Here is a 22059-nt window from a genome sequence, read left to right as displayed (position 1 = left end):
GTCCTGCGGTGCCGGGGGCCGTGCCGCCATCGGTCGCCGATCACGCACCGGGCCGCTCGCCGGCGTCGCCGCGGCCAAGGCCGTCCGCGTGGAGGGGTAGGTCCTCTGCAATAGATAGCGAAGCATACTAAAGGTATCAAGATAAGCTTATCTAAGATATCTGTCAAGACATGCAAGATAGACTGATTGAATTCTTATGGCATTCGATGTTTGAATTGTCATTTCTTGTTCCTCTGGATGGCGGATCCCTCAAAGACGAGCAAGGAATCCAGATAGTAGATCTCTGTAAAGGGAATCCATGGAGACTGATCCGATCGATTCCGCGTCGTATCCATGGAGGTCCTGTGCAGCCAATACGGGATTTACGCGACATTCAGATCAAGCAGCTGTACGAGCAGGGAATGACCCTGGAAGAGGTCGGCGAGCTGTACGGCCTGACCGGTCCCCGCGTTCATCAGATCCTGCGTCAGGTGGGCGCGGGCTCGAGACCACCCAACCGCAGACCTTCCGTCGAGAACCTGGATCAGGCCGTCACATCCTTCGTCACCGAATACAAGGACGCCGTCGCGACCATGGCGTCCTCCGGCATGTCCCGTGCCGAGGTCATCACCCGTTTCCAACTGATCCTGCCCCACGTGGACATCACCGTCCTCGGCAAGGGCATTGGTGCCAGTGATGCCGTCTTCGGGCACTGGCACGCGAGGGACGTCGAGCTCTTCTCGGTGAAGGCCATCGAGGCCGGGGTCTGGTACCTGCTGGGGCGCAGCCTCGACCTGGCCGGTGACCACAGGACCGCACTGATGACGGATGACTTCGAGGAGTTGTGGGAGGTCTCCACGGTGCTCGGGGAGCAGAGAGTCGGCCGTTCCGACATCACCTCGGCACTGTGCCTCATCGCGACCACGCGCGCCTCTTACGGCGACAATCCTGACGTGGCGATCACAAGGAAGCGCTACGACGAGCTGCGTCTCCAGGCCATCGGTGAATGGGGTCTGTCCGCGGTCGGCAACGCCGTCCTCTGGCCTCCGACCGCCCTTACGGTCTCGAAGCGGCTCGGGGGCGGATACTGGACGGACGCGCTACGCAACATCGGTCTCAACCCGGGTGCCAAGGGGCGCTCCCGCGGTCCCTTGAAATATCGGGACGAGGACTACACATCGGCGATCACCGACTACTTCGAATACTCGAAGACCCACGGGCACGCGCCGAGCATCGAGGGATACCAGCGATGGGCCGATCTCGAGACCCGCGCAGGCTATGACAGGCCGACCTGGGGGTCCCTCCGGCTCCGTTACAACACCTGGAGCGACGTTCGATGGGTCGCCGCCGGGTCTCTCCACACTCGGAACGCTTCGAAGGTCAGCCGGATACCGCACAGCACGCGAGCCCTCCAGGACGCACAGCGCCAGTGGGAGCGCTTCGTGGCGGAATTCGGTTCCACCCCGCAGGCCAAGGCGTCGGCCACCGTCAAGAACTTCCTGCGCGCCTATGTGGAGGAGTTCGAGTTCCGGCGAAGGGAATGGCTGCGCGCGGTGGTGGCCGCCGACGCCGACGCGGTTAGGCGGATGCTGGAAGGGGACTCTCTGTCCAAGAAGCAACGCCTCGCGCTGGCAGAGGGAGCGGCGCCCGGGGTTGTTCTGACGGACAGGTACATCGATGGCCTGGGAGCCGGAGACCCGCGTGTGAACGACGGATGGCTCCGGCCGGAGGCTCAGACGGAGCTGAAATCCGTTCCCGAGGAGGTCGCCCTGCAGTACAAAGTCCTCAGGGAGATCCGCAACTACTTCACCCACACCTCGGATGAGTCCCGGCAACGTGTCCATCTCGCGATAGAGGCTCTCGCGGCCCTGGACCCGCGATTCACGATGAACAAGGCGGTCACTCCTCGGACCTTGCCCGACTGGCTGAGGGCCAAGGATCTCCAGCGACTGCGCCTGCTGTGCGGCTCCATCCAGGAGCTCTGGCGGGCCATGGTCGTCTGTGAAACGCTCCCGGACATCTGATGACCGCCATCGGGCGGACATGAGCCGGTCCTGCGTCACGGGCCGCACACCGTGGCGCAGCCTCGGCTGAACCTCTCCCGATCCGACTGACTCCACCCGGAGAAGATCGGCGCCCGCTTGACGACTTTGGTCACGCGCGTCGACGGAACGACCTCATGCGTGACCACGGCATCGGTGTCCGCTGCTCACGGAAACATGGAAGCTCAGCCGTTCAGGCTCGCCAGGAGGTCGAGGACGCGGACGGTGGCGCCGTGGTCGGGGCCGTAGAGCCGGGTGAGGCCCTCGCACAGGCTGGTCAGCGTCACCCGGGCCTGGTCCACGTCCCCGAGTTCGGCCTCCAGCTCGCCGATCTGGCGGCGCAGCTCCAGGAGTCGGGCGTCGTCCTCGGGGAAGCGGCTCGTCTCGTCGGCCAGCAGCTCACGCATGATGTGCAGCGCGAGCCGGGGGTCACCGGCGTGGAAGTGGCAGGTGGCCTCCTGCAGCCTGCACTGGGACACCCATTCGTGGTCGATCTCGGGCAGCAGGAGCAGGTCGTCGGCGAGCCGCTGGAATTCCTGGGCCGCGCGGCGGTGCTCCTTGGCGGTGAACAGGGCGTTCGCGAGGTGCCCGCGGAGCTTGAGCACCTCCGGATCGGTGGCGCCGAGCCGCCGGCTCGCCGCCTCGGCCGCCCTGGCGAGCAGGTCCACCGCGTCACCGTGACGCGACTGCCTGACCAGCGACATCGCCTGGCCGCGGGCCCGCCCGATGTCGGCGCGGCTGAAGTCGTCCGCCGGTGCGTCGTCCACCATGGCGGGGACCGCGGGCCGCGCTCCGGCGGTGAGGGTACGGCTGACCGCGTGCGAGTACATCCGGACCGGGCTGGAGCCGGGGTCGGTCATGTCGCCGAGCGGACCGGTTCCCGCGAGGTACGGCATGAGCCGCTCATGCACCTCGGCCGCCGTCGCCGGGCGGTCCTCCGGCCGCTTCTCCACCATCGCCAGGACGAGCTCGTCCAGTTCCCTCGGCACGTCCGGCCGGAGCCGCCCGGCCGCGGTGGGGCGGGTGTTGACGTGCTGGTCCATCACGCTGTACTCGGAAGGGCCGGTGAACAGCTGCCGTCCGGTGAGCAGCTCGTGCAGCACCGCGCCCAGTGAGTAGATGTCGCTCCGCTCGGTGGGCGGCTCGGTGCGGACCTGCTCGGGCGACATGTAGGCCGCGGTGCCGAGCTGCTGGCCGGTCCTGGTCAGCTTGGTCAGCCCGGGGTCGTCCATCAGGGCCAGGCCGAAGTCCACCACCCGGATGGAGCCGTCCCGGCACAGCATGAGGTTGGACGGCTTCAGGTCGCGGTGCAGGATGCCGAGGCCGTGCGCCGCCGTGAGGACCGACGCCACCTGGGCGCCGACGGACGCCACCCACCCCAGCGGGAGCGGGGCGTGCTCGGCGACGACGTCGTCGAGCCCTGTCCCGTCGATGAACTGCATCACCATGAACAGCCGGTCACCCAGCAGCGGGTCCCGGTGACGGTCGAAGTCGTGCAGCACCGGCGCGCCGGGGTGGGCGAGCCGAGACATGATCTTCGCCTCGTGGGTGAACCGGGCCTCCACCTCCGGGTCGCGCACCCCGCCGGGGAACAGGATGAACTTGACGGCCACCCGCCGGCCGAGCTTCTCGTCCAAGGCGCCCCAGACCACCCCCATGCCGCCCTTGCCCAGGTGAACGGGGTCGAGCCGGTAACGGTCGAGGATGAGGGTCACCCACGCCTCCGCGAGGATCAGGGGAATCAGGGGGGATCACTCGGGAGACAGGCTCCCGTCGAAGAGACCGTCGATGCCGGCCGCCACAAGATTATCGCTGATCTCACGGAGCCTCCGGGTGGCGTCCTCGTAGGCGAGGAGCTGCCGGAAGGCCGCGCCGTACCGGCGTTGCTCGTCGATCGGGAGCCTGGGCAGCTGCGCGCGGCGGGGGTCGAGCCGCATCGAGGAGCCGAGCCGGACACTGGAGCCGGCGGCGGCGCGCAGGCAGCCGGCCAGGAAATGGGGGTCCAGGCGGTCGGGATCGGTGCGGATGAGCAGGAGCTGCGGGCCGAGGACGGCCCCGGCCTCGGTCATGACCCGCGGGATCGAGCCGCTGCCCGGGACCAGCGGCGCGACGACGTCGTCGCGTTCCACCCGCGCCAGGCCGGGCGCGTCGGCGCTGCGGCCCGTGGGCTCGCGGCCGAGCATGAGGTCCTTGGCGGTGAGGACGGGCAGGTCGCCGTCCTCCGGGAGTCTCAGCGGCCCCTGGAGGATCGTGACGACACCCGCGCGGGCGAGCTCCCCGACGCTGGACATCGCCGTCTCCCGGCCCCGGGCCGCGGACAGGCGCGGCAGCAGGGAGGGCAGAGACGCGGCCAGGGCGGTCACCTTCTCGTGCAGCGCGGTGAAGCTCGACGGGTCCGGCTGGCCGAGGTCCGGGACCAGCCGGCTGGCCGTCAGATCGACCTCCTCGTCCAGCAGGTCGATGATCCGTACGGCGTCGCTGCCCTCGGGCAGCTTCCCACCGTCGCGGAACGCCCGCCACGCCGCCTCGGCCAGGGCGAGGTCCTCCCCGGCGTGCACCATCAGCACCTCGGACGGCGGCCGCGCACCGGCCTCGGGCCTGCGCAGCACCCACAGGTCCGGAGCTCCGCTGGAGGCCGGGGTGGCGCCCACGGAGAGCGTGATGATCGCCCGGAGCGCTCCGGCGCGGAGCAGGTTGCTCCGGACCCGGCGGCCGGACCGGCGGCTCGCGGCGACGCCCGGCATCATGATGACCACCAGGCCACCCGGCCGGACGTGCGTCAGGCAGTGCTGCGCCCAGGCCAGCTCCGACTCGCCACGGGGCGGGAGGCCGTACTCCCAGCGTGGGTCGTTGGCCAGCTCCTCGTAACCCCAGCCGCGTTCGTTGAACGGCGGGTTGCAGACGACCACGTCGACGAGCTCTCCACCGAAGGCGTCCGCGCGCAGCGAGTCGCCCGTCTCGACGCGGGAGTCAAGGCCGTGCAACCGCAGCCGGGTGTCGGCCAGGCGGGCGGCGCTCTCGTTCAGTTCCTGGCCGAGCGTCCGCGCTCCGCCGGATTCGAGGAGGAGCGTCCCGATCCCGCACGCGGGGTCGAGCACGACGCGTCCGGCCGTGCCGCCGATGCGCGCCATGAGCCTGGCGACGTCCGGAGGGGTGGTCACCAGCCGGCGGGAGTGCACGGCCACGTAACGCTCGCAGACGCCGTCGAACGCCGCGACGGCCCCCTCGGACCGGCCCACCTCGGCGATCGCCCCGACAAGGTCCGCGGTGACGTCCAGGCCGTCGGGGATCTCGGGGGACAGCCGCTTGAACAGCGCCCTGTCGTCGATGTCAGGCTCCTGCCGGAGAAGAAGGAGCACGGCTCCGGCGAACCCGACCGCGTCACCGAGCCGCAGGTCGTCGGTGGCGGCTCTCAGCCGCTGCCAGAGCCGCTCGATCGGCGCCACCTCGACGTAGCGGTCGTGGCGGCGCAGCCAGTCCTCCACCTCGGCCAGCGAGAACGCCGGACTCGACGCGGTGCCGCCCACCGGGCGGGGGAAGTCGTCGAACCGCTTGCGCCAGTTGCTGACCGCGGCCCGGCCGACGTCGGCGAGCCGGGCGATGTCGGCGGCGTTGACCGTGACGTCGTCGTGCATCATCGCCCTTCCTCGGGCAGCCAGAGATCGTTACCGGTACGGCGGAGCCGGTCACGGTGGTCCTCGTGACCGGGCAGCACCCGTCCGACGATCCGCCAGAACTCGGCGCCGTGGTCGGCGCGCTGGAGATGCGCGAGCTCGTGCACCAGCACATAGTCAATCAAAGTGGGCGGGAGCTGCATGGTCGCCCAGTGGATGTTGACGTGGCCGTCTGGTGAGCACGAACCCCACCGGTAGCCGAGCGGGCGCACCCGCAACCCGGCCGGCTCCACCCCCATCCGCGCCGCCCAGGGCTCGATCCGCTTGGACAGCCAGCGCACGCCGACCCGGCGGTACCAGCCGACCAGCTCCTTCGCGCCGCCGCCCCGGGGCAGCTCCAGTCGGCCGCGGACCAGCCGCACCTCGCCGCGCGCCCCGCTCGTTTCGCCTCGCGCCCCGCCCGCCGCCTTATCTGGGTCGACGAGGCGCAGCCGGTAGGAGCGCCCGAGGTAGAGGAACCCCTCGCCCGAGACGAACTCCTTGTCCGGCGGCACCTCGCCGAGATCCCGCTTCTCGGCGAGCTTGCCGTACAGCCAGGACCGTTTCGCCTCGACGAGCTTGGTGAGCTCGTCCCGGGAGACCTGCGGGGGGACGACGGCGGTGACCGAGGCGTCCCGTTCCACGGTGAGCCGCACGTGCTTACGGCGGTCGCTCACCGAGACGGCGACCTCCAGGTCGCCGACCCGCAGGACTCCGGGAAAATCACTCACGGTCACCAGCATGCCAGCATCAGACCCTGGGGATGTCCGCCTGGTTCTGTCTGATCACGTCGCACGCCTTGTCGGCCACCTGGTCCAGCAGGGAGAAGTCCCCCAGATTCCGGATGACCAGAATCTCAAGAATCTCCTTCCGGAAATCCTCGATGTCCGGTCTCTTCTTCCAGAAGTCGCGGCGGTGGACGGTCCTCGACGCCACCTGGCGGATCTCCCGGGTGGCTTCCACGAACCGCGGGTCCTCGGCGTCGTCGGCGGAGGTGGCCAGCTCGCTCAGCAACAGTCCGTACAGGGCGTTCTCAGCGGGGCTGAGGTCGTGCGGGTTGTCCCGCCGGTTCTCCACGATGTCGGCCATCAGGCTCCTGAGCGCGAGCAGCTGCTGCTCCCAGTCGTCTTTGAGCTCCACCAGGATCTGTTCCAGCCGCTCGCTGAGCAGCTGGTAGTGGTTCGGATCCTGGCCGCGGTGCACATCGATGTGGTGCCGGATGGCGTTCTCCATCTCCGACGCCTTGGCCCGCGTGCCGCCGGTCATCGCCTCGACCCTGGCCGCGAAGTTCGCGGCGGTCAGCGCGATCGGGGGAAGCTGCTGCTCGATGCCGAGCGAGGTGACGTGCTCGTCGATCAGCGACTTGATCTTCTTGCCGTACGCCCCGGGGTCGAATTCGCCGCCGTCCACCCGGTAGCGCCGGTTCGCGGTCAGCTTGATCACCATGAACCGCTTGAGGTCCGGCAGGTACGGCTTGGCCGCCGGGTCGGGCAGCACCGTGTTGACCGTACGGGCGAACAGGGTCAGTCCGGCATCGAACTCGTCGCGCAGCCGGGCGTCGGACAGCTCCAGCACGCACCCCTCCACGTCGGACGGATCGCGGAACATCATCCGGAGCCGCCGCGCCCGCGGCTCCAGCTTGGCGATCTCGGTCCGCAGGTCGCGCAGCGCCCCCGAGACGTCCTCGCCTTCTTGCGCGTCGAAGTCCTCGTCGGCGTAGACGCGCAACGCCTCCACGAGGCTCTGCGCCACCCCGCGGTAGTCGACCACGTAGCCGTGATGCTTTTTGTCCGCGGCCCGGTTGACCCGGGCCACCGCCTGGAGCAGGTCGTGCATCTCCATCTTGCGGTCGAGGTACATCACCTGCTCGATGGGCGCGTCGAAGCCGGTCAGCAGCATCGACTTGACGATCACGAAGGCGATGTCGTTCTCCCCGAAGGGCCGGGTGAAGCCGTCGATCCTGGTCTTCTGCTTGGCCTCGTCGGTCCACTCGGCGAAGCGCTCCTCGCCGTCCGCGTCACCCTTGGAGATGATCGGCACGAAGTCGATCCGCCGGAGCAGGTCGAGCTGCCGGTGCGCCCGGACGAGCTGGGCCTGGCGCGGCCGGAGCTCCTCCGGGGAACGGCTCAGCACCTTGGGCGAGAGGTCCAGCACGTCCCTGACCAGCTCGTCGCGGGCGGCGAGCAGCGCCTCCCGGTAGCGCAGCGTGGTCTCCCGGTCGTGCGCGACCACCTGGGCCTTGAACCCCTCCGGCAGCACCTTGTCCACGTAGTGGCGGAGCATGTGCTTGGCCTTCACATCGACGAGCCGCTGCGCGGTCGAGACGGTCCCCTTGGTGGCCCAGCGCTGCTGGAGCTGCTGCCGCTCCTCCTCGGTCAGGTCCTCGAACTCCTCCTCGAACAGCTCGTCCAGGTCCTGGCCATCCCGGAGCGCGCCCTTGACCTTGAAGCCCTCGTAGAGGATCGGCACGATCACGCCGTCCTCCTCGGCCTCGCGGAGCCGGTAGGTGTCGATGAACGAGCCGAACAGCTCCTGGCTGGTCTTGCGCCGCCCCTTCTTCGTCATGATCGGCGTGCCGGTGAAGCCGATCCGGGCGGCGTTGGGCAGCGCCTGGCGGAGGTTCGCGCCGAGGGAGGCGGTGTGCGAGCGGTGCACCTCGTCGATCAGCACCACGATCGACTCGTCGGCGTTGACCTCACCCAGGTCCAGGCGGTTGGCGGGGGTGCCGTCCTGGTTCTTCTGAATCATCACGAAGACCACGCCCGGACCGCTCTCGCCGAGCAGCGTCCTGGCGCGGGCGCCCGTCTTGGCGATCCGCACCGTCTCACCGCTCAGCCCCATGGTCTCGCCGAGCTGGTCCTGGAGCTGGGTCCGGTCGGTGACGACCACGACCTTGTAGTGAGCCAGCCCGTCGGCCGAGCGCAGCCGGCGGACCAGGAACGTCATTGTGAGGCTCTTGCCGGAGCCCTGGGTGTGCCAGACGATGCCGCCGCGCTGCCCCGGCTTGCCGGTCAGCAGCCGGTGGACGGTCCGCTCCACCGCGCGGAACTGCTGGTACCGCGGCGCCGCCTTGACCGTCACGCCGTTGTCGAGGGTCATGAAGGTGACGTAGTTGTGCACGATGTTCAGCAGGTTCACCGGGTCGAGCACGCCGGCGGCCAGGACCTCCTGCCTGCTGAGCTGCTCCTCGGTCTTGCCCAGCCGTACGGCCAGCGCCTCCCGGGTGAGCGGGTAGGGGTCGCGCCAGGGCACGTAGTGTTCGAGCTCGGCGGTGAGCGTGCCCAGCCGGGCGTCCTCGCCGCTGGTCACCACCGTCAGCTGGACCGGCTGGAAGAGCTTCGGGTTCCCGGTCTGGCCGTCGCGGTAGCGGTGGATCTGGTTCACCGCGGGGCGGAGGTCGCTCTGCGTCGGCGTCTTGCACTCGACGACCACCAGCGGGACGCCGTTCACGAAGAGCACCAGGTCGGGGATGATCTGTTTGCTCCCGCTCGTGCCGGGGACGTCCACCCGGAACTGGTTGATCACGGTGAACTCGTTGTTCGCCGGGTTCTTCCAGTCGATGAAGTGGACCGGCCGGGCCCGGCCGCCGTCCGGCCCCTCCACCTCGATGCCCTTGACCAGCAGCTCGGTGACGTGCTTGTTGGCCTCCTGGAGGTCGGTGGCGGGCACCCGGGTCAGCGCGTTGTACGCCTGGCTGATCCGGGTGTCGTCGAGCCACGGCGCGCCCTGGTCGTCAAGGTTGATCTTGAACAGCGCGTCCCGCACCAGGTCCTCAAGGACCACGTCGTTGAAGGAGCCGCGCAGCGAGTCCCGCGGGATGCGGGGGATGATCGCGCCATCCTTGGCGCCGGCCACGTGCTTCCACCCCATGCCCTTGAGCTGCTCGATCAGCGGGCGTTCGACAAGCTCGTACTCGTAGTCGGCCACTGTCCGACTCCCCTCGGCAAACGATCGGACATCGTCAACCCCCCGAACACACCACCACCGCCGCACCGGGCCGGGCGGGCTTCGTGCCTGCCGGCCCCGGCTGCGGGGTCAAAGACTTTCCAGTACGGCTTCCGCCTCGGAAACGCGGACTCGCCCGGTGAGCAGGTCCTTCATGAGGCCCTGCTTGAACAGCTCCAAGCGCCGTAGGCGGGCAGATTCATCGGCAAGACGGCCCTTTCCTGACTCGGCCGTTTCCATGAGACGCCTCTGGCTTTCAAGGGGTAGAAGTGGGATAGGCATGTTCTTCAGCTGAGTCGAGTTTATGCTGGCCAGGTTCGTTGTCTGCTTCGCAATGCTGAGGAAGTAGCTCTTTCCGTAACGCGAGGAGCAATACGCTGCGAGGTATTCGGGCAGCAGGAGGTTCCTGTCGCAGCGAACACGGAATATGTGATTCTGGCAGATGCATGGATCGATCCTGGCGTCCCATACTGAACCGCGTCCGAGCTTGTCCAGGTCGCCTCCCTCGGTCAAAAGAACGTCCCCTGCTTCGAGTAGGTAGCGGTTCACGTCTGCGCGACTGACCCGAATGCTCTTCATATCGGATGTATCGATGTAATCGTCTTGGACATTCGCTACGCGCAAATAGGGGATTTCGATTGATCCACCTGTCTCCGCCCCTAAGGTCACGCCACTGGTTACATTGGCCAGCCTTGAGAGGCTAAGGAAGGAGTTGGATTCGTCAACGATTCGAGTGAGTTGGTCGTCCATCATTGCGGATATAACGGTTCTAAGCTTTTTAAGAATATGTTGCTGAATCACGATTTGAGTTTCGAGAGTTTTAACTACTTCCGTGATTCGCTGCTGCTCCGGCAAAGATGGAATGTTGATTGTAAGTCTTGAGATCATGTCTGTAGGTAGGCGTCCGGTCCCATGTCCGGCCTCGTCAACCATCCTCAGAATCCCGCCGGTTCGCACTTGGAGTGCGAGCGCAAGGAAAGTTCCGTCAATGTCATAGCGAGGAACAATAGCCTTGCAGTCTTGCCCGAAGGCGAGTTCTCTTTGTGCTACACCGACTCGGAACTCCTTTTTCAGGCTCATGCCCCGGACCACGAAGAGAACCGAGCCTTTCTCTACGAGCCGTGTCCCGGCAGATGACCCGCTCTTGGTAAGCCTCCGGTCGGAGTTGCGGATACGAAATTCCTTCATGCTGGCGGCACTGATCCAGGGGATGTCTCCGCCCCAAAACCGCGGCTCATCCGTAGATGGTGTTCCACCGGACAGCCAGGTGCCCGCATCCTGGAGGCGAACCGGCCTCCAATCATTAGGAAGGTCACGCATAACCCAGCTCCTTCAGATAGCTCTCCAGCCGCGCCGCAGCCGCCTCGCGCTGGGCCTCCAGGTCCCGTAAGGTCACCGCGTACTTGTCCGCCCACATCCGGAACGCCCCCTCAGCCAGCCGCCGGGCCGCCGCCGTACGGGACTCCAAACGAGACGTGAGCTGGGACCGCAGGACGTCGAGCACCAGGTCGCGGCGGGCATCGGCGTCGAGGGCGCCGACGGCCATCCGGAGCCGGGGCAGGAAGTGATCCTCTAGGGCGCTGACCTTCTTGCGGGCGGCGGTCGTACGCGACTTCAGGTCCTTCAGCTCGGCCTCGGAGAGCCGGTCCTCGGCCGACTCGTCGGGCTCGTCGGCCTCCTCGTCCTCCTCCGAGGGCTTGGCGGTGGCCGTTTTATATCGGGCGTTCAGCTCGGCGTACGCCGCCTCCGCCTCCTCCAGCTCGGCGAGGTAGTCGGGGATCAGCGCGGGCACGACCCGGTGGTCGCGGGCCTTGCGTTTCTCTGCGGCGACCTTTTGCTTGTCCCAGTATTCGACGTCCTCCTCGTCCAGCTTGAACGCCGATTCGATCGTGGTCAGCCAGCCCTCGACCACACCCTCGAAGCCGTTGAGCCCGAGGGTCTTGATGTCGTACTGCGCCTCGCCCCACCAGGCAGCGACGATGCCGGCCAGCTCGAACCGGTCGAGCACCCCCAACGACAGCAGCTCGGCGACGAAGGAGTCGAGCAGCTCGGCCCTGGTCTCCATGACCTTGCGGGTGTCGGGCAGCTCGACCAGCCGCTTGCTGTGCCGGGTCCACCACTCGGCGAACGCCGCCCGCAGCCGCTCCTCGGCGGGGGCCGCGAGGCCCGGGAGGCGCTGGGCGGTCGCCTCCCACCCCTCGGGCAGGAAGTCGTAGTAGTCGGCGTCGCGCTCGGCGAACAGCGCGGCGGGATCGACGCCGAACGCCTTGAACAGGTGGGCCTTGGCCGCGACCTCGGCCTTGGGGACACCGCCGTGCAGGTGGGCGCGGACGTCCTGCGGCTCGGGCGGCGGAGTGTTGTCGACGTAGCGGCGGATGTTGAGGTTGAAGTCGTTGGCCTTCAGCTCCTCGACGTCCACGACGCGGGCGAAGCTGGGGATGTCGCGATACTCGTCGTACGCCGCGACGATCTTCTCGGCGTGCTGCGGGTCGAGGAAGTTCTGCGCGCGCCCGGCGGTGAACTCGCGGTCGGCGTTGATGAACAGCACCTTGCGGCGCCGCTCGACGGGCCGGGGGTCGGTGCCGCGCAGGATGAGCACACAGGCCGGGATGCCGGTGCCGTAGAAGAGGTTGGGCGCCAGGCCGATCACCGCCTCCAGGCGGTCGTCCTCGATGATGCCCTCGCGGATGTCCCGCTCCTTGCCGCCGCGGAAGAGCACGCCGTGCGGCATGACCGTGGCGCCGACGCCGTCGGGGGTGAGGACGGCGAGCACGTGCTGGGCGAACATGAGGTCGGCCTTCTTGCCGGTCTCCGGCGCGTAGCCGTACTCGAAGCGATCCTTGTGCTTCATGTCGGCGGCCGAGTAGTTCAGCGAGAAGGGCGGGTTGGTGAGCACCCGCTCGAAGCGGGACAGCTCACCGCCCTCCAGGTGCCGGGGGTCGGCGAGGGTGTCCTCGTTCGCCAGGTCGGCGTTGAGCACGCCGTGCAGGATCATGTTCATCTTGGAGACGGCCCAGGTGGTGCCCGCCGCCTCCTGCCCGGCCAGGGTCAGGTCGCGGGAGTCGAGGCCGTGCTCGTCGATGTACTCCTTGGCGTGGATGAGCATGCCGCCCGAACCGGAGCACGGGTCGTAGACGCGCATGCCGGGCTCCGGCTTGACCAGCCGGACCATCATCCGGACCACGCCGCGCGGGGTGTAGAACTCGCCGCCCTTCTTGCCGGCCGAGTCGGCGAACTGCGCGATCAGGTATTCGTAGGCCGCGCCGAGCAGGTCGGGGAACTCGAAGTCCTCGTTGCGCAGCCGTACCCGGTTGAAGTGGTCGATGAGCTGCTGCAGCCGCTTGTCGGAGATGGTCGACTGGCCGACCTTGCGCATGAAGTCGATGTGCTCCAGCACGCCTTCGAGGGCGGTGGAGTTGTGGTTCGCCAGTCCCTCCAACGCCTTGTTGAGCAGGTTCCCGACGTTCTTCTCGCGCGAGTGGTCCTTGATGTAGCGCCAGCTCGACTGTTCGGGGACGTAGAAGCTCTCCCCCCGGTAGAAGGCCGGCGCGGCGGCCATCCGCTCGGCTTCCTCCCGGCTCTTGCCCTGGTCGAGCCACTTCCTGACGAGCTCGGTGCGGACCACGTCGAACTGGTCGGACGCCCGCTTCAGGAAGAGCATCCCGAAGATGTACTCCTTGAACTCCGAGGCGTCCATTTTGCCGCGGAGGATGTCGGCCGCTCCGAACAGATGCCGCTCAAGCTGCGGCAACGTCAGCTTCGCCACGGGGGGTGGCCCTTCTGTATTGATGTGGGGGACATCCGGCTCGGGGGCACACGCGTCTTATCAACGGATGCGCCCCTTCTCGACGGCAAAGCCGCCAGCCGTTGACGGTGATGCTAACACCAAGGATTCGTTATGACCATACCACCACAAAGTATTGTGTGTAGAGTTCACAGTTAACGCAGAATTTCTTGGGCGTGAGACCTGCGATATCGGCCCTCATCCCGGCATCCGGTCAGACCGAGCGGCGCGGAGCCGGGATCCTTCGCCGGAGACGGCTGTTTCCGGGGCGCGGCGTGGTGCGGTCAAGGGCCGATCGCTCGCCAAGGCCGTCACGTCGGTGAGGCCATCCTGATCGGCGGGATCGCGATGGACGGCTTTCCGCGCCGTGGAGTGTCAATGTCCGGCCGTCTCCCGACGACACCGGGATGAGCAGGCGCTTCCACCCGGGAACGCCTGTCAATGAGCGGGTCCGCGGCTTAGCCTGGGAGTTGCGACATCACTGGGGAGGGGCGGAGCCCATGGACGACGGTTGCACCATCGGAGACCGGCTCAGGAAGATCCGTGGCGACCGCTCCTGGACGCAGGAGGAGCTCGCCGAACGGGCCGGGGTCAGCAGGGACATCGTCGCGAAGCTGGAGCAGGGCCGCCGGGAGTCGGCGCGGCTCACCACGCTGATGCGGTTGGCGAACGCGCTGGACGTGGACCTGTCGGCGCTGACCGGCAAACGCGACCGCATGGGCGGTGAACGCGACGGCGCCAGCGTCCTGAAGCTGCGGGACGCCCTGCTGTCGGCGTCCCTGCTGCCCGGGGCGGACGACGGCCACGACGGGGAGCCCACGCCGGTGGCGGACGTGCGGGCCGCGGTGGACGACGCCTGCCGCCGCTACTGGGCCGGTGACTTCCCCGCCCTGATCGCCCGGCTTCCCGGGCTGATCGCCGAGGCGCGGCTGTCTCATGCGGCGTACGGCACGGCGGCGGTGTATCCGCTGGCCATGGCCTATGACCTGGCGGCCAGTGTGATGGTGCATCTCGGGCGTGACGACCTGGCGGCGATCGGCGCGGAGCGAGCCATCACCGTCGCGCACGGCGGCGATGATGAGCTGCTGTGGATGACCCTGCACGCCACGTACTCATGGGTGCTGCTGCACCAGGGCCGAACCAGGGAAGCCGAGGAACTCGCCGTCGGTATGGCGGCCCGGATCGAGCCGTCGTTCTCCGCTCCGGCCGCTCATGTGGCCGCGTGGGGCAATTTGCTGATGACCGCCCTGGCCCCGGCGGCAGCAGCCGGCCGGGAGGTCGCGGACTACATCGCGCTGGCCTCCGCGGGTGCCGAACGGCTCGGTCGGCGGACACCGATCTACAACACCGCGTTCGGCCCGGCAACGGTGGCGATGCAGGCCACCCACGCCTACGCCGTACGGAAGGAGGCGGACAAGGCGCTGAACGCGGCTGACCGCGTCCGGCCCGGCGATCTTTCAGGCATCTCCTACGGCCGTCATCTCATCGACGTCGCCCAGGCGAACCTGGATGCCCGGCACCGGCAGGCGGCCGTCGAGCGACTCCAGGAGGCGCACGCGCTGTCGCCGGTGTGGTTCCGCCACCAGGGCGTCGCGCGTTCCCTGGTGGCCGAGATCCGGGAACAGGAGACGCGCCCGTCGCCCTCCGTCCGGTCACTGGTGCGCTCCCTCGACCTGACCCGGTAGGTCTGAACAAGCCATTCAAGCCGGGTGGTCTTACGGCGGCATCAAGAGCCGCGCGTGAACATATCTCGGCCCTCTTTCCTTACCGCTTTCTGCTTTGGGTGCTGCCGGACAGCTGTCTCTTGTATCGCCCGAGCTGATTGAGCTGATCTCGGTATTCATCGGCCGGAAGGCCGTCTAGGAAGCGCTTCAGGGCCTCGTACAACTCCTTGGCCTCGCGGCGCTTGCCCTGGGAATTGGCACGTCTGATCATATCGAACAGGATTATTGCCTGGTTCCTGTGGACCTCTGTGGCATTCACCTTCTTCGAAGGACTTATTCGACTGATGCTGGTTCGTTGTGATTTCTTCACTGGTGCCGAATATGTCTTTGGCTTGCTGTCTTCCTTTTCTTTATTGATCTGCTTGATGACTTGAGTCTTTTGGCGGCGGGTGAGGTGGGGGATGAGCTTCTCCAGCTCCGCTCGCAGTTGCGCTGATGCCTCCTTGTCGGAGGAGGCTCTCGCTCTGTTTAATCTTGTGATTATGGCTACTGCGTTGTTCCAGGCTGAACTCTGGGGAGCTTTATTGATGATCTTGACTTCGGGCTCGTCATGAAATAGGGGTGATAAATTCTGGGCATGGATCATCCAGGTGATGTCACGCCCGTTCGAGTTGCTTTCAATGGTGCCGAGTGCCGGGCCCACAATCTGATAGGGGCGTCCGACCTTCAAGTCGCTCACCACTTCGGGAAACCTCATCTGAACAACCTCGGTTGGAAGAGTGGCAACAGGGCAGGATATTTTTGCCTCGATCATCTGGCCACTCTGAATCCGGGGTAGGACTGTTAGCAGGTTAACGCTCAGCGGAAAACCTGTGGCAGGGATCTCCTTTTGGGGATCTTCCTCTGCGGCCGGAGGTGGAGACTTCACGATTGAGTTGGCGCCCTGGGAGTTTCTCTGGTGAAGCATCTTTGCTAGAGAAGGAGTCCAAAGGTGCCCCTGCTCGTCGAGCTTACAGTCGGTCAGATCGGCCCAGAGCGGAATCTTTCCACCTTCTTTGAGGCCGACCTGAACGGTGCGATGAATTCCCTCATTCTGGCAGCTCACAGTGAAGGCGTAACCCGTTTTTCTAATCATCTGTCTGGCAAGGGTGAGGTGCGGGGCGAACAGCCACTCGACTCTCTTGCGGCGCCGACGAAGCTCACGGTCGCGTTGCGGCCAGTAATGCTGCGGATCCCTCCGCAGGTCGTCTCGGAGGGCGACCGCGATCAGCAGGCCCTTGGTGGTTTCGATCGTCATGCCCGTGCAGGTTCCGCCCTGGCGGGGCACCGTTCCCTCCAGGACTACTGCTTTTACCTGATGATCGTGCTGCCTCAGCCATTTCACGAGCGCGCGCCGGATATAAAGGTGATCTGCGCTCGCTTCGTCATTACTGGAGCGTCTGCAGGTGATGGGTTCGTCGGAACCTTCAGGATGGTGAGCGAAGTGGGGAACCCGCGTAGATCCGATACGGGTGTAGAGCTCTCTTCCGCAACCGCCGAGCCACTCGCCACAGAAAAAACGGCGTGTGCCGTAGGTCTGCCGAAGAAGGATCGCGTCAGCCCGTTCGAAGGGCATCAAGATGGGTTCGTGTGAATCGGGCGAGCCGAGCACTGCGGTCTGGACCTTGCGCTTGTCCGTCATCAACACCAGCCCAGAGGAGGTCTGACAGTGCAGAAATACTACAAGGCCGGGACAGAGGCCGAAAGATCGCCGCTCTCGTTTTCCAGAAGACTTGATCACACCGCTGTTTCGCATCGGCTGCACCCCGTGTGGAGCCTCATGCTTGCTGTACCGCACCACTTGGAGTCCGTGTTGAGCAAGAAAGCTGAAGGTTGCAGGTTGAGAGCGCGAGGCTGGTCTCGGCGATGAAGCCTTCCAAGGGCCTGGGCTGGCACTGCATGCGCCCTATGTCTCATAGTGCTCAGGCAGAGAGGGACACGCTGCCACTACCAGCCCGCCACTGCTTCCCCGCGAGGACATCCTTTTGCCCGACCGGCTCGCCGGAGCCGGCACCCGCATGGCGCACGTCATGTTCAGCCGCGGTTGCCCGTTCCCATGCTCGTTCTGCGCGGTCAGCCAGCGCCGTATGGGGGGCACGTGCTGTCATCGGTGTGGTTCCGCCACCAGGGCGTCGCCCGTTCCCTGGTGGCCGAGATCCAGGAGCAGGAGATACGCCCGTCGCCCTCCGTTCGGTCGCTGGTGTGCTCCCTCGACCTGACCAGGTAGTCCCCCGCGCCCTGCCCGGCTCAAGGCGGGTGGGACAGGGCGTCCTCCACTTTCGGCGGGGGAGTGAGCGGGCGGGACATCGCGTCCCTGGTGATCCACCTACCGTGACATCACCATCGGTACATGACCCGTTACCGAACGGATGAACGGCGCGGCCTCCACGGCCTCCCCGAACCGCCGCACGCCTCCGGCACCTCCGCCGACGCGATGCGGCAGCTTCGCCGGGCCCTGCACGGCCACGGCGTGGGGACGCCTGACGGTGACGTCATGAGGACGGCCGGCGGCCACTACACGCTGAGCCTCGCGCCGGGCCTGCTCGTCTGGAGCATCCCGGACGCGTTCCGCTGGTTCGACGGCGGCGGCACGGTCCGCCACCCCTCATCCGACCCGGCCGGTGCCGCCGGTCTCCTGGCGGAGCTGTTCGACCGGAACCCGGGCCTGCGCCGTCAACGCGAGTATCTGGACGAGCTCACGAAGCCCGCCGGAGCCGCACCCGCCTGACCCGGACGACCCCGTCCACCCCGCTCAACATCCGTCCGACTCGTCCGGCCCCCGTCCGGTCGTCGGCTCTCGACTTACAGCTCTGGCGGGGCTCTGTACCGGCCGTGGCCCACGCCCCCGACATGGCCCGGCCGCCCGACGCCCGCCGGAGGCGGCCCCGGGACGATCACCGGCGTTCCCCCGCCGGAAGACCCCGGGGCCGCTCATCTCCCTCATCCGCTCTCATCGCACGAGAGGAAGCACACCAGCATGATCCCGACACCGGGCACCCCCGCGAGCGACCGGCTCCAGCAGATCACCCGATGGGGACTGGCCACCGCCACCCTCCAGCGGTTGCGCGCCAGGCTCACCGATCACGAGATCTTTCCCAGGCTCATTCAGGAGAACGGCCGGCCCCACCTGCTGATCGGCGAGGCGCTGACCGTATGGACCGGCTACAACGGCGAGGTCGTCTACTGGAGTCCCGAACCCGGCACACCCGTCGAGAGCGCCCTGGCCTCCGACCTGACCGACGCCGCCCGCCGGATCGCCGAACTGGTCTACGCCGAACCGGCACCGACCCCCTGATCGCGTGCGGCAGGCAGGATTCGGCCGCCTGATGAGACCGCGCTCGCGTCACCTCCGGTCGCACCGACCAGCCGGTCCGGCCACCGAGCCGTCTCTCCAACCCGCAACGGGTCCACATCGTGGACCGGTGACTGCCGCTCGTATCTCTGAGCTGCGGCTCTGTCCGGGGCCGTCGTGAACGCTTTCACGGGTTCAGGGGCGTGCCTATGCTGCTGTAGGTGACTTCAACCGAGCATGAGATCACCTTCCGCACGCTCGACGGCCTCCGGCTCGCCGGAACTCTCGTCACACCGGACACGCCACCTGACCACGCCGTCGTCCTGGTCCACGGCGGTGGCGTAACGCGTCACGAGAGCGGGTTCTTCACCCGGATGGCCCAGGGGATGAGCGAGCATGGCTTGGCGTCCCTGCGCTTCGACTTGCGCGGTCACGGCGAGAGCGAAGGGCGGCAAGAAGAGCTGACCCTTTCGGCCATCCTCAACGACATCCGTGCCGCGCTGCGGCGACTCCGTGAGACCACCGAGGCCACCAGGCTCAGCCTGCTTGGCACGAGTTTCGGTGGCGGAATCTGCGGTTACTACGCCGCCCACCGGCCCGATGAGGTGTCTCGCCTCGTGTTGCTCAACCCTCAGCTCGACTACAAGAAGCGCACCATCGACAGCCGCCCCTACTGGCACGATGACTATTTGGACGAAGACGTCGCCCGCCGGCTCACCGAGCAGGGCTCCATCACCTTCACCCCCACCCTGAAGCATGGCCGGCCGCTTCTCAACGAGGTCTTCTGGCTCAAGCCGCACACCGTCCTCGACTCGATCAAGGCCCCGACCCTCATCGTGCACGGCACCAGGGACACCCTCGTGCCGATCGAGTCATCCCGCGCCGCCGTACCCCGGTTCACCGCACCTTGTGACCTGGTCGAGGTCGAAGGCGCGCAACACACCTTCGCGGTTCACGACGACCCGCGATATCACAACCCCCAAAGTCAGGCGTGGCAGGCGGCAGTGATCCAGGCGGTCGCCGAATGGCTGCGCGACGGTCGCCTACGCGACAGGACGATCAGCTAGGAAGTCCCGCAGGGCGCGCACCTGCGGCCGACGCTGCCAGCGGTCCACCGACCGGAGCACGTCACCCAAGACCGTGATCGTCCGCTGCGAACGAGTGGCCCGGGCAACGCGCGCCGCTGCCAGCCCCAGAATCGCCGCCTGATCCGGCTCGCCCATCAGCGCCAGCGCGGCCGCGTGGCGGGCCTGGAAGTAGCCGACGTCGCGATACGACAGGCCACCGCCGGCGATGATCGACTCAAGAATCCCGGCCGCCCTGGCAGGTTTGCCCGCCTCCGTGAAGCACGCGCTACTGCGCAGCGACAGCATGTGCTCCGTGAAGGAGCTGCCGAGTGCTCCCGGCTCTTCCGATACGCCGGGCAGCAGTCCGCGCGCTTCGTCGAGCTTCGTCTCGACCTCGCGCACCGGCTCCCCCATCATGGCCAGGCCTAACGCCTGCTGTTGTAGCACTTCAGCCCGTATTCCGGCTGGGAGTCGCGCGCTGCTGTGCTGTGCCGCGTCGGCCAGGGTCAGCACTTTCAAGGCGTCCCGCCGATCGTAGGCGAGCTGGGACTTGCGCAGCAGCACATATCCCTGCATGGCCCCGTCGCCGGCTTCCTGCGCCCATTCGATCGCCCGGTCGTACCAGTACGTCGCCGTGGGAAGATCACGCAGGTCGCGGTACAGCCAGCCAACGAATTCCGCGCTCTCGGCACCCACCGCCAGCAACCGCCGCCGGACCTGCGGCCGTACCTCGCGGACGGCGTGCTGCACAGCCGCGAGCACGGTCTGCACCCGCGGCAGTGCCGCTGTGGGGCCGAGGGTTCCGTCATCCGCCTTACTCACCTCAAGCTGCCTGCGCAGTTCCTCCACCATGGACCCGTCCATGCCACGACGAGGATCCACCGTGATCGCCGCAGGCGGCAGCGCGTCCATACTCGCGGCCGGCCACACGACGGCACGCCGCCTGCCATCAACCAGGGTCATGAGCTCGCCCTTCGCTCCAAGCGCCTCATCCAGCGCCGTTGCGATGGACGGGGTCGGCGAGCGTCGCCCGCTTTCGAGATCGGCTACGTGGGTCTTGCTGCAGTGAGCCAAGTGGGCCAGTTCCCGAAGAGACATATCCGCACGTAGGCGAAGACTCCGAAGCGCCTCACCGAACATCTCAATGCCCATGCGATGCTCCCTGTCGAGCCCGCTCCGCTGTCCGCGATTTCGCGGACACCTCTGCGGACACTCCACCTCTGGCCCGTGACCGACGGTACGGGCAACGCTACTCCCGTGGCCCGCCGCCGCAGGCCACCCGCGAGAGTAATCTCCCCCCTCCAGTGATCAACTCCGCAACCTGAAGGGATCACCTGTGACAGAAGCGACCGTCGACCACGCCGCTGAGCTGCGCGGCAGGCTCGCCGACGAGCTCGTTGCCGCCGGACACATCACCTCGGCTCTCGTCGAGGCCGCGTTCCGGGCGGTGCCGCGGCACGAGTTCGTCCCGGCCGGCACGCCGCTGGAGGTCGCCTACAACGCCGACGAGTCGGTGGTGACCAAGAAGGACGAGAACGGGGTGCTTATCTCCTCGGTGAGCGCACCGTTCCTCCAGGCGCTCATGATCGAGCAGGCCGGAGTCGGACGGGGCATGAGCGTGCTGGAGATCGGCTCGGGAGGCTACAACGCCGCGCTGCTTGCTGAGGTCGTCGGCCCGGAAGGCCGGGTGGTGAGCGTGGACATCGACCCGGAAGTGACCGACCGGGCCGACGCGGCGCTGAAGGCCACTGGATACGGCAGCCGGGTCACGGTCGTTTCGGCTGACGCCGAGTACCCGGTGCCCGACGGCGGACCGTTCGACGCGATCATCGTGACGGTCGGCGCGTGGGACATCCCACCGGCCTGGCTGGAGCAACTCACCCCGACTGGCCGGCTGGTCGTGCCGCTGCGGATGAACGGCATCACCCGGTCCGTCGCGTTCCGCCGCGAGGCGGACCACTTGGTGAGCACTTCCGCCGAGGTGTGCGGGTTCGTCGCGATGCAAGGCGCCGGAGAGCACGCCGAGCGGATCTTCCGGCTCCCCGACGCCCACGGCCGCCACATCGATCTGCGGTTCGACTCCGGGGCACCGGAGAACGCGAACCTGCTGGACGGCGTGCTGGCCACCGGACGCACCGAGGTCTGGTCCGGCGTCACGATCAAGCACCGTGTCTCGTTCGCTGACCTGCACCTGTGGTTCGCCTGCTTCCTGCCCGGCTTCTGCCGGGTCGCGGCGGAGGAGGGAACCGAACTGGCCGGTGAAGGCGGCACGTGGTTCCCCTACGGAGTCGTGCGCGGGGACTCCTTCGCCTACCTGGCGGTGCGCCCAGCCCTGGAGGGCGCTGGAGCCGAGTTCGGCGCTCGCGCCTACGGCGCGCACGGCGACGCGGCCGCGGCCGCGATGGTCGAACAGATCCAGGCGTGGGACCGGCAGGCCCGGCGCGGTCCGGAGCCCACGATCGCTTTCTGGCCCGTCGGCAGCGACCACACCCAGATCCCCGATGACGCGGCCGTCCTCACCAAGACCCATGGTCTGGTCACGATCTCCTGGCCCGCGAACTGAGCACCGCACAAGGCCAGGACGCACCACACCC

General features: G+C 67.3%; 15 protein-coding genes. 7 read left to right on the top strand and 8 right to left on the bottom strand.

Annotated features, from left to right (window positions below; genetic code table 11):
* Positions 1-344: 344 nt before the first annotated feature.
* Complete coding sequence (locus ACZ6W9_RS21835) at positions 345-2003, top strand: hypothetical protein (RefSeq protein WP_470119321.1); 1659 nt, start codon at positions 345-347, stop codon at positions 2001-2003.
* A gap of 203 nt (positions 2004-2206) precedes the next feature.
* Here the strand turns inward: ACZ6W9_RS21835 and ACZ6W9_RS21830 are convergent, their stop codons facing one another.
* From ACZ6W9_RS21830 to ACZ6W9_RS21805, 6 genes are all read right to left on the bottom strand, one after another.
* A complete protein-coding gene (locus ACZ6W9_RS21830) occupies positions 2207-3736 on the bottom strand; it encodes a protein kinase domain-containing protein (protein ID WP_470119320.1) in 1530 nt (509 codons plus the stop codon).
* 36 nt (positions 3737-3772) lie between these two features.
* The gene (locus ACZ6W9_RS21825; RefSeq protein ID WP_470119319.1) at positions 3773-5659 is read right to left on the bottom strand and encodes an N-6 DNA methylase; all 1887 of its coding nucleotides are present in this window, start codon (positions 5657-5659) and stop codon (positions 3773-3775) included.
* Positions 5656-6405, bottom strand: coding sequence for a M48 family metallopeptidase (locus ACZ6W9_RS21820; RefSeq protein ID WP_470119317.1), 750 nt, complete (start codon positions 6403-6405; stop codon positions 5656-5658). The genes ACZ6W9_RS21825 and ACZ6W9_RS21820 overlap by 4 nt, the downstream gene beginning before the upstream one ends.
* A gap of 19 nt (positions 6406-6424) precedes the next feature.
* The gene (locus ACZ6W9_RS21815; protein WP_470119316.1) at positions 6425-9601 is read right to left on the bottom strand and encodes a type I restriction endonuclease subunit R; all 3177 of its coding nucleotides are present in this window, start codon (positions 9599-9601) and stop codon (positions 6425-6427) included.
* Between the two features lie 108 nt (positions 9602-9709).
* Complete coding sequence (locus ACZ6W9_RS21810) at positions 9710-10939, bottom strand: restriction endonuclease subunit S (protein WP_470119314.1); 1230 nt, start codon at positions 10937-10939, stop codon at positions 9710-9712.
* Positions 10932-13385: a type I restriction-modification system subunit M gene (locus tag ACZ6W9_RS21805; RefSeq protein ID WP_470119312.1), complete on the bottom strand. Its 2454-nt coding sequence runs from the start codon at positions 13383-13385 to the stop codon at positions 10932-10934. The genes ACZ6W9_RS21810 and ACZ6W9_RS21805 overlap by 8 nt, the downstream gene beginning before the upstream one ends.
* Positions 13386-13903: 518 nt before the next feature.
* On the opposite strand from ACZ6W9_RS21805, the gene ACZ6W9_RS21800 reads away from it, so the two are divergent.
* Positions 13904-15088 carry a helix-turn-helix domain-containing protein gene (locus tag ACZ6W9_RS21800; RefSeq protein WP_470119310.1) on the top strand — a complete coding sequence of 395 codons (1185 nt, stop codon included), beginning with the start codon at positions 13904-13906 and terminating at the stop codon, positions 15086-15088.
* 79 nt (positions 15089-15167) lie between these two features.
* Here the strand turns inward: ACZ6W9_RS21800 and ACZ6W9_RS21795 are convergent, their stop codons facing one another.
* Entirely contained in the window at positions 15168-16748 is a 1581-nt protein-coding gene (locus ACZ6W9_RS21795; RefSeq protein WP_470119306.1) for a competence protein CoiA family protein, read from the bottom strand.
* Between the two features lie 456 nt (positions 16749-17204).
* Here ACZ6W9_RS21795 and ACZ6W9_RS21790 point away from each other — a divergent pair, with 456 nt between their 5' ends.
* The 4 genes from ACZ6W9_RS21790 (at position 17205) to ACZ6W9_RS21775 (ending at position 19465) form a co-directional block, all read left to right on the top strand.
* Positions 17205-17333, top strand: a complete 129-nt coding sequence (locus tag ACZ6W9_RS21790; RefSeq protein ID WP_470119304.1) for a hypothetical protein — start codon at positions 17205-17207, stop codon at positions 17331-17333.
* Positions 17334-17456: 123 nt separating this feature from the next.
* Complete coding sequence (locus ACZ6W9_RS21785) at positions 17457-17834, top strand: hypothetical protein (RefSeq protein WP_470119302.1); 378 nt, start codon at positions 17457-17459, stop codon at positions 17832-17834.
* Between the two features lie 249 nt (positions 17835-18083).
* The gene (locus ACZ6W9_RS21780) at positions 18084-18401 is read left to right on the top strand and encodes a hypothetical protein (RefSeq protein ID WP_470119300.1); all 318 of its coding nucleotides are present in this window, start codon (positions 18084-18086) and stop codon (positions 18399-18401) included.
* 218 nt (positions 18402-18619) lie between these two features.
* Complete coding sequence (locus tag ACZ6W9_RS21775; RefSeq protein WP_470119298.1) at positions 18620-19465, top strand: alpha/beta hydrolase; 846 nt, start codon at positions 18620-18622, stop codon at positions 19463-19465.
* On the opposite strand, the gene ACZ6W9_RS21770 is transcribed toward ACZ6W9_RS21775, so the two are convergent.
* Positions 19442-20617, bottom strand: coding sequence for a helix-turn-helix domain-containing protein (locus ACZ6W9_RS21770; RefSeq protein ID WP_470119297.1), 1176 nt, complete (start codon positions 20615-20617; stop codon positions 19442-19444). The genes ACZ6W9_RS21775 and ACZ6W9_RS21770 overlap by 24 nt on opposite strands.
* Before the next feature lie 184 nt (positions 20618-20801).
* Between ACZ6W9_RS21770 and fxlM the strand changes: the two genes are divergently transcribed.
* Complete coding sequence (fxlM, locus tag ACZ6W9_RS21765) at positions 20802-22028, top strand: methyltransferase, FxLD system (RefSeq protein WP_470119295.1); 1227 nt, start codon at positions 20802-20804, stop codon at positions 22026-22028.
* Positions 22029-22059 lie beyond the last annotated feature (31 nt).

The sequence above is a fragment of the Streptosporangium sp. NPDC053982 genome (assembly GCF_055585205.1).
Note: the sequence above shows the minus strand (reverse complement) of the source record. Positions and strands in the feature narration are given on the sequence as shown.

Excerpts from the sequence above, each read along its gene's own strand:
- ACZ6W9_RS21825 (WP_470119319.1), bottom strand. The coding sequence starts at position 5,659 with ATGATGCACGACGACGTCACGGTCAACGCCGCCGACATCGCCCGGCTC.
- ACZ6W9_RS21810 (WP_470119314.1), bottom strand. The coding sequence starts at position 10,939 with ATGCGTGACCTTCCTAATGATTGGAGGCCGGTTCGCCTCCAGGATGCG.
- ACZ6W9_RS21800 (WP_470119310.1), top strand. The coding sequence starts at position 13,904 with ATGGACGACGGTTGCACCATCGGAGACCGGCTCAGGAAGATCCGTGGC.
- ACZ6W9_RS21795 (WP_470119306.1), bottom strand. The coding sequence starts at position 16,748 with ATGACGGACAAGCGCAAGGTCCAGACCGCAGTGCTCGGCTCGCCCGAT.
- ACZ6W9_RS21785 (WP_470119302.1), top strand. The coding sequence starts at position 17,457 with ATGACCCGTTACCGAACGGATGAACGGCGCGGCCTCCACGGCCTCCCC.
- ACZ6W9_RS21780 (WP_470119300.1), top strand. The coding sequence starts at position 18,084 with ATGATCCCGACACCGGGCACCCCCGCGAGCGACCGGCTCCAGCAGATC.
- ACZ6W9_RS21770 (WP_470119297.1), bottom strand. The coding sequence starts at position 20,617 with ATGGGCATTGAGATGTTCGGTGAGGCGCTTCGGAGTCTTCGCCTACGT.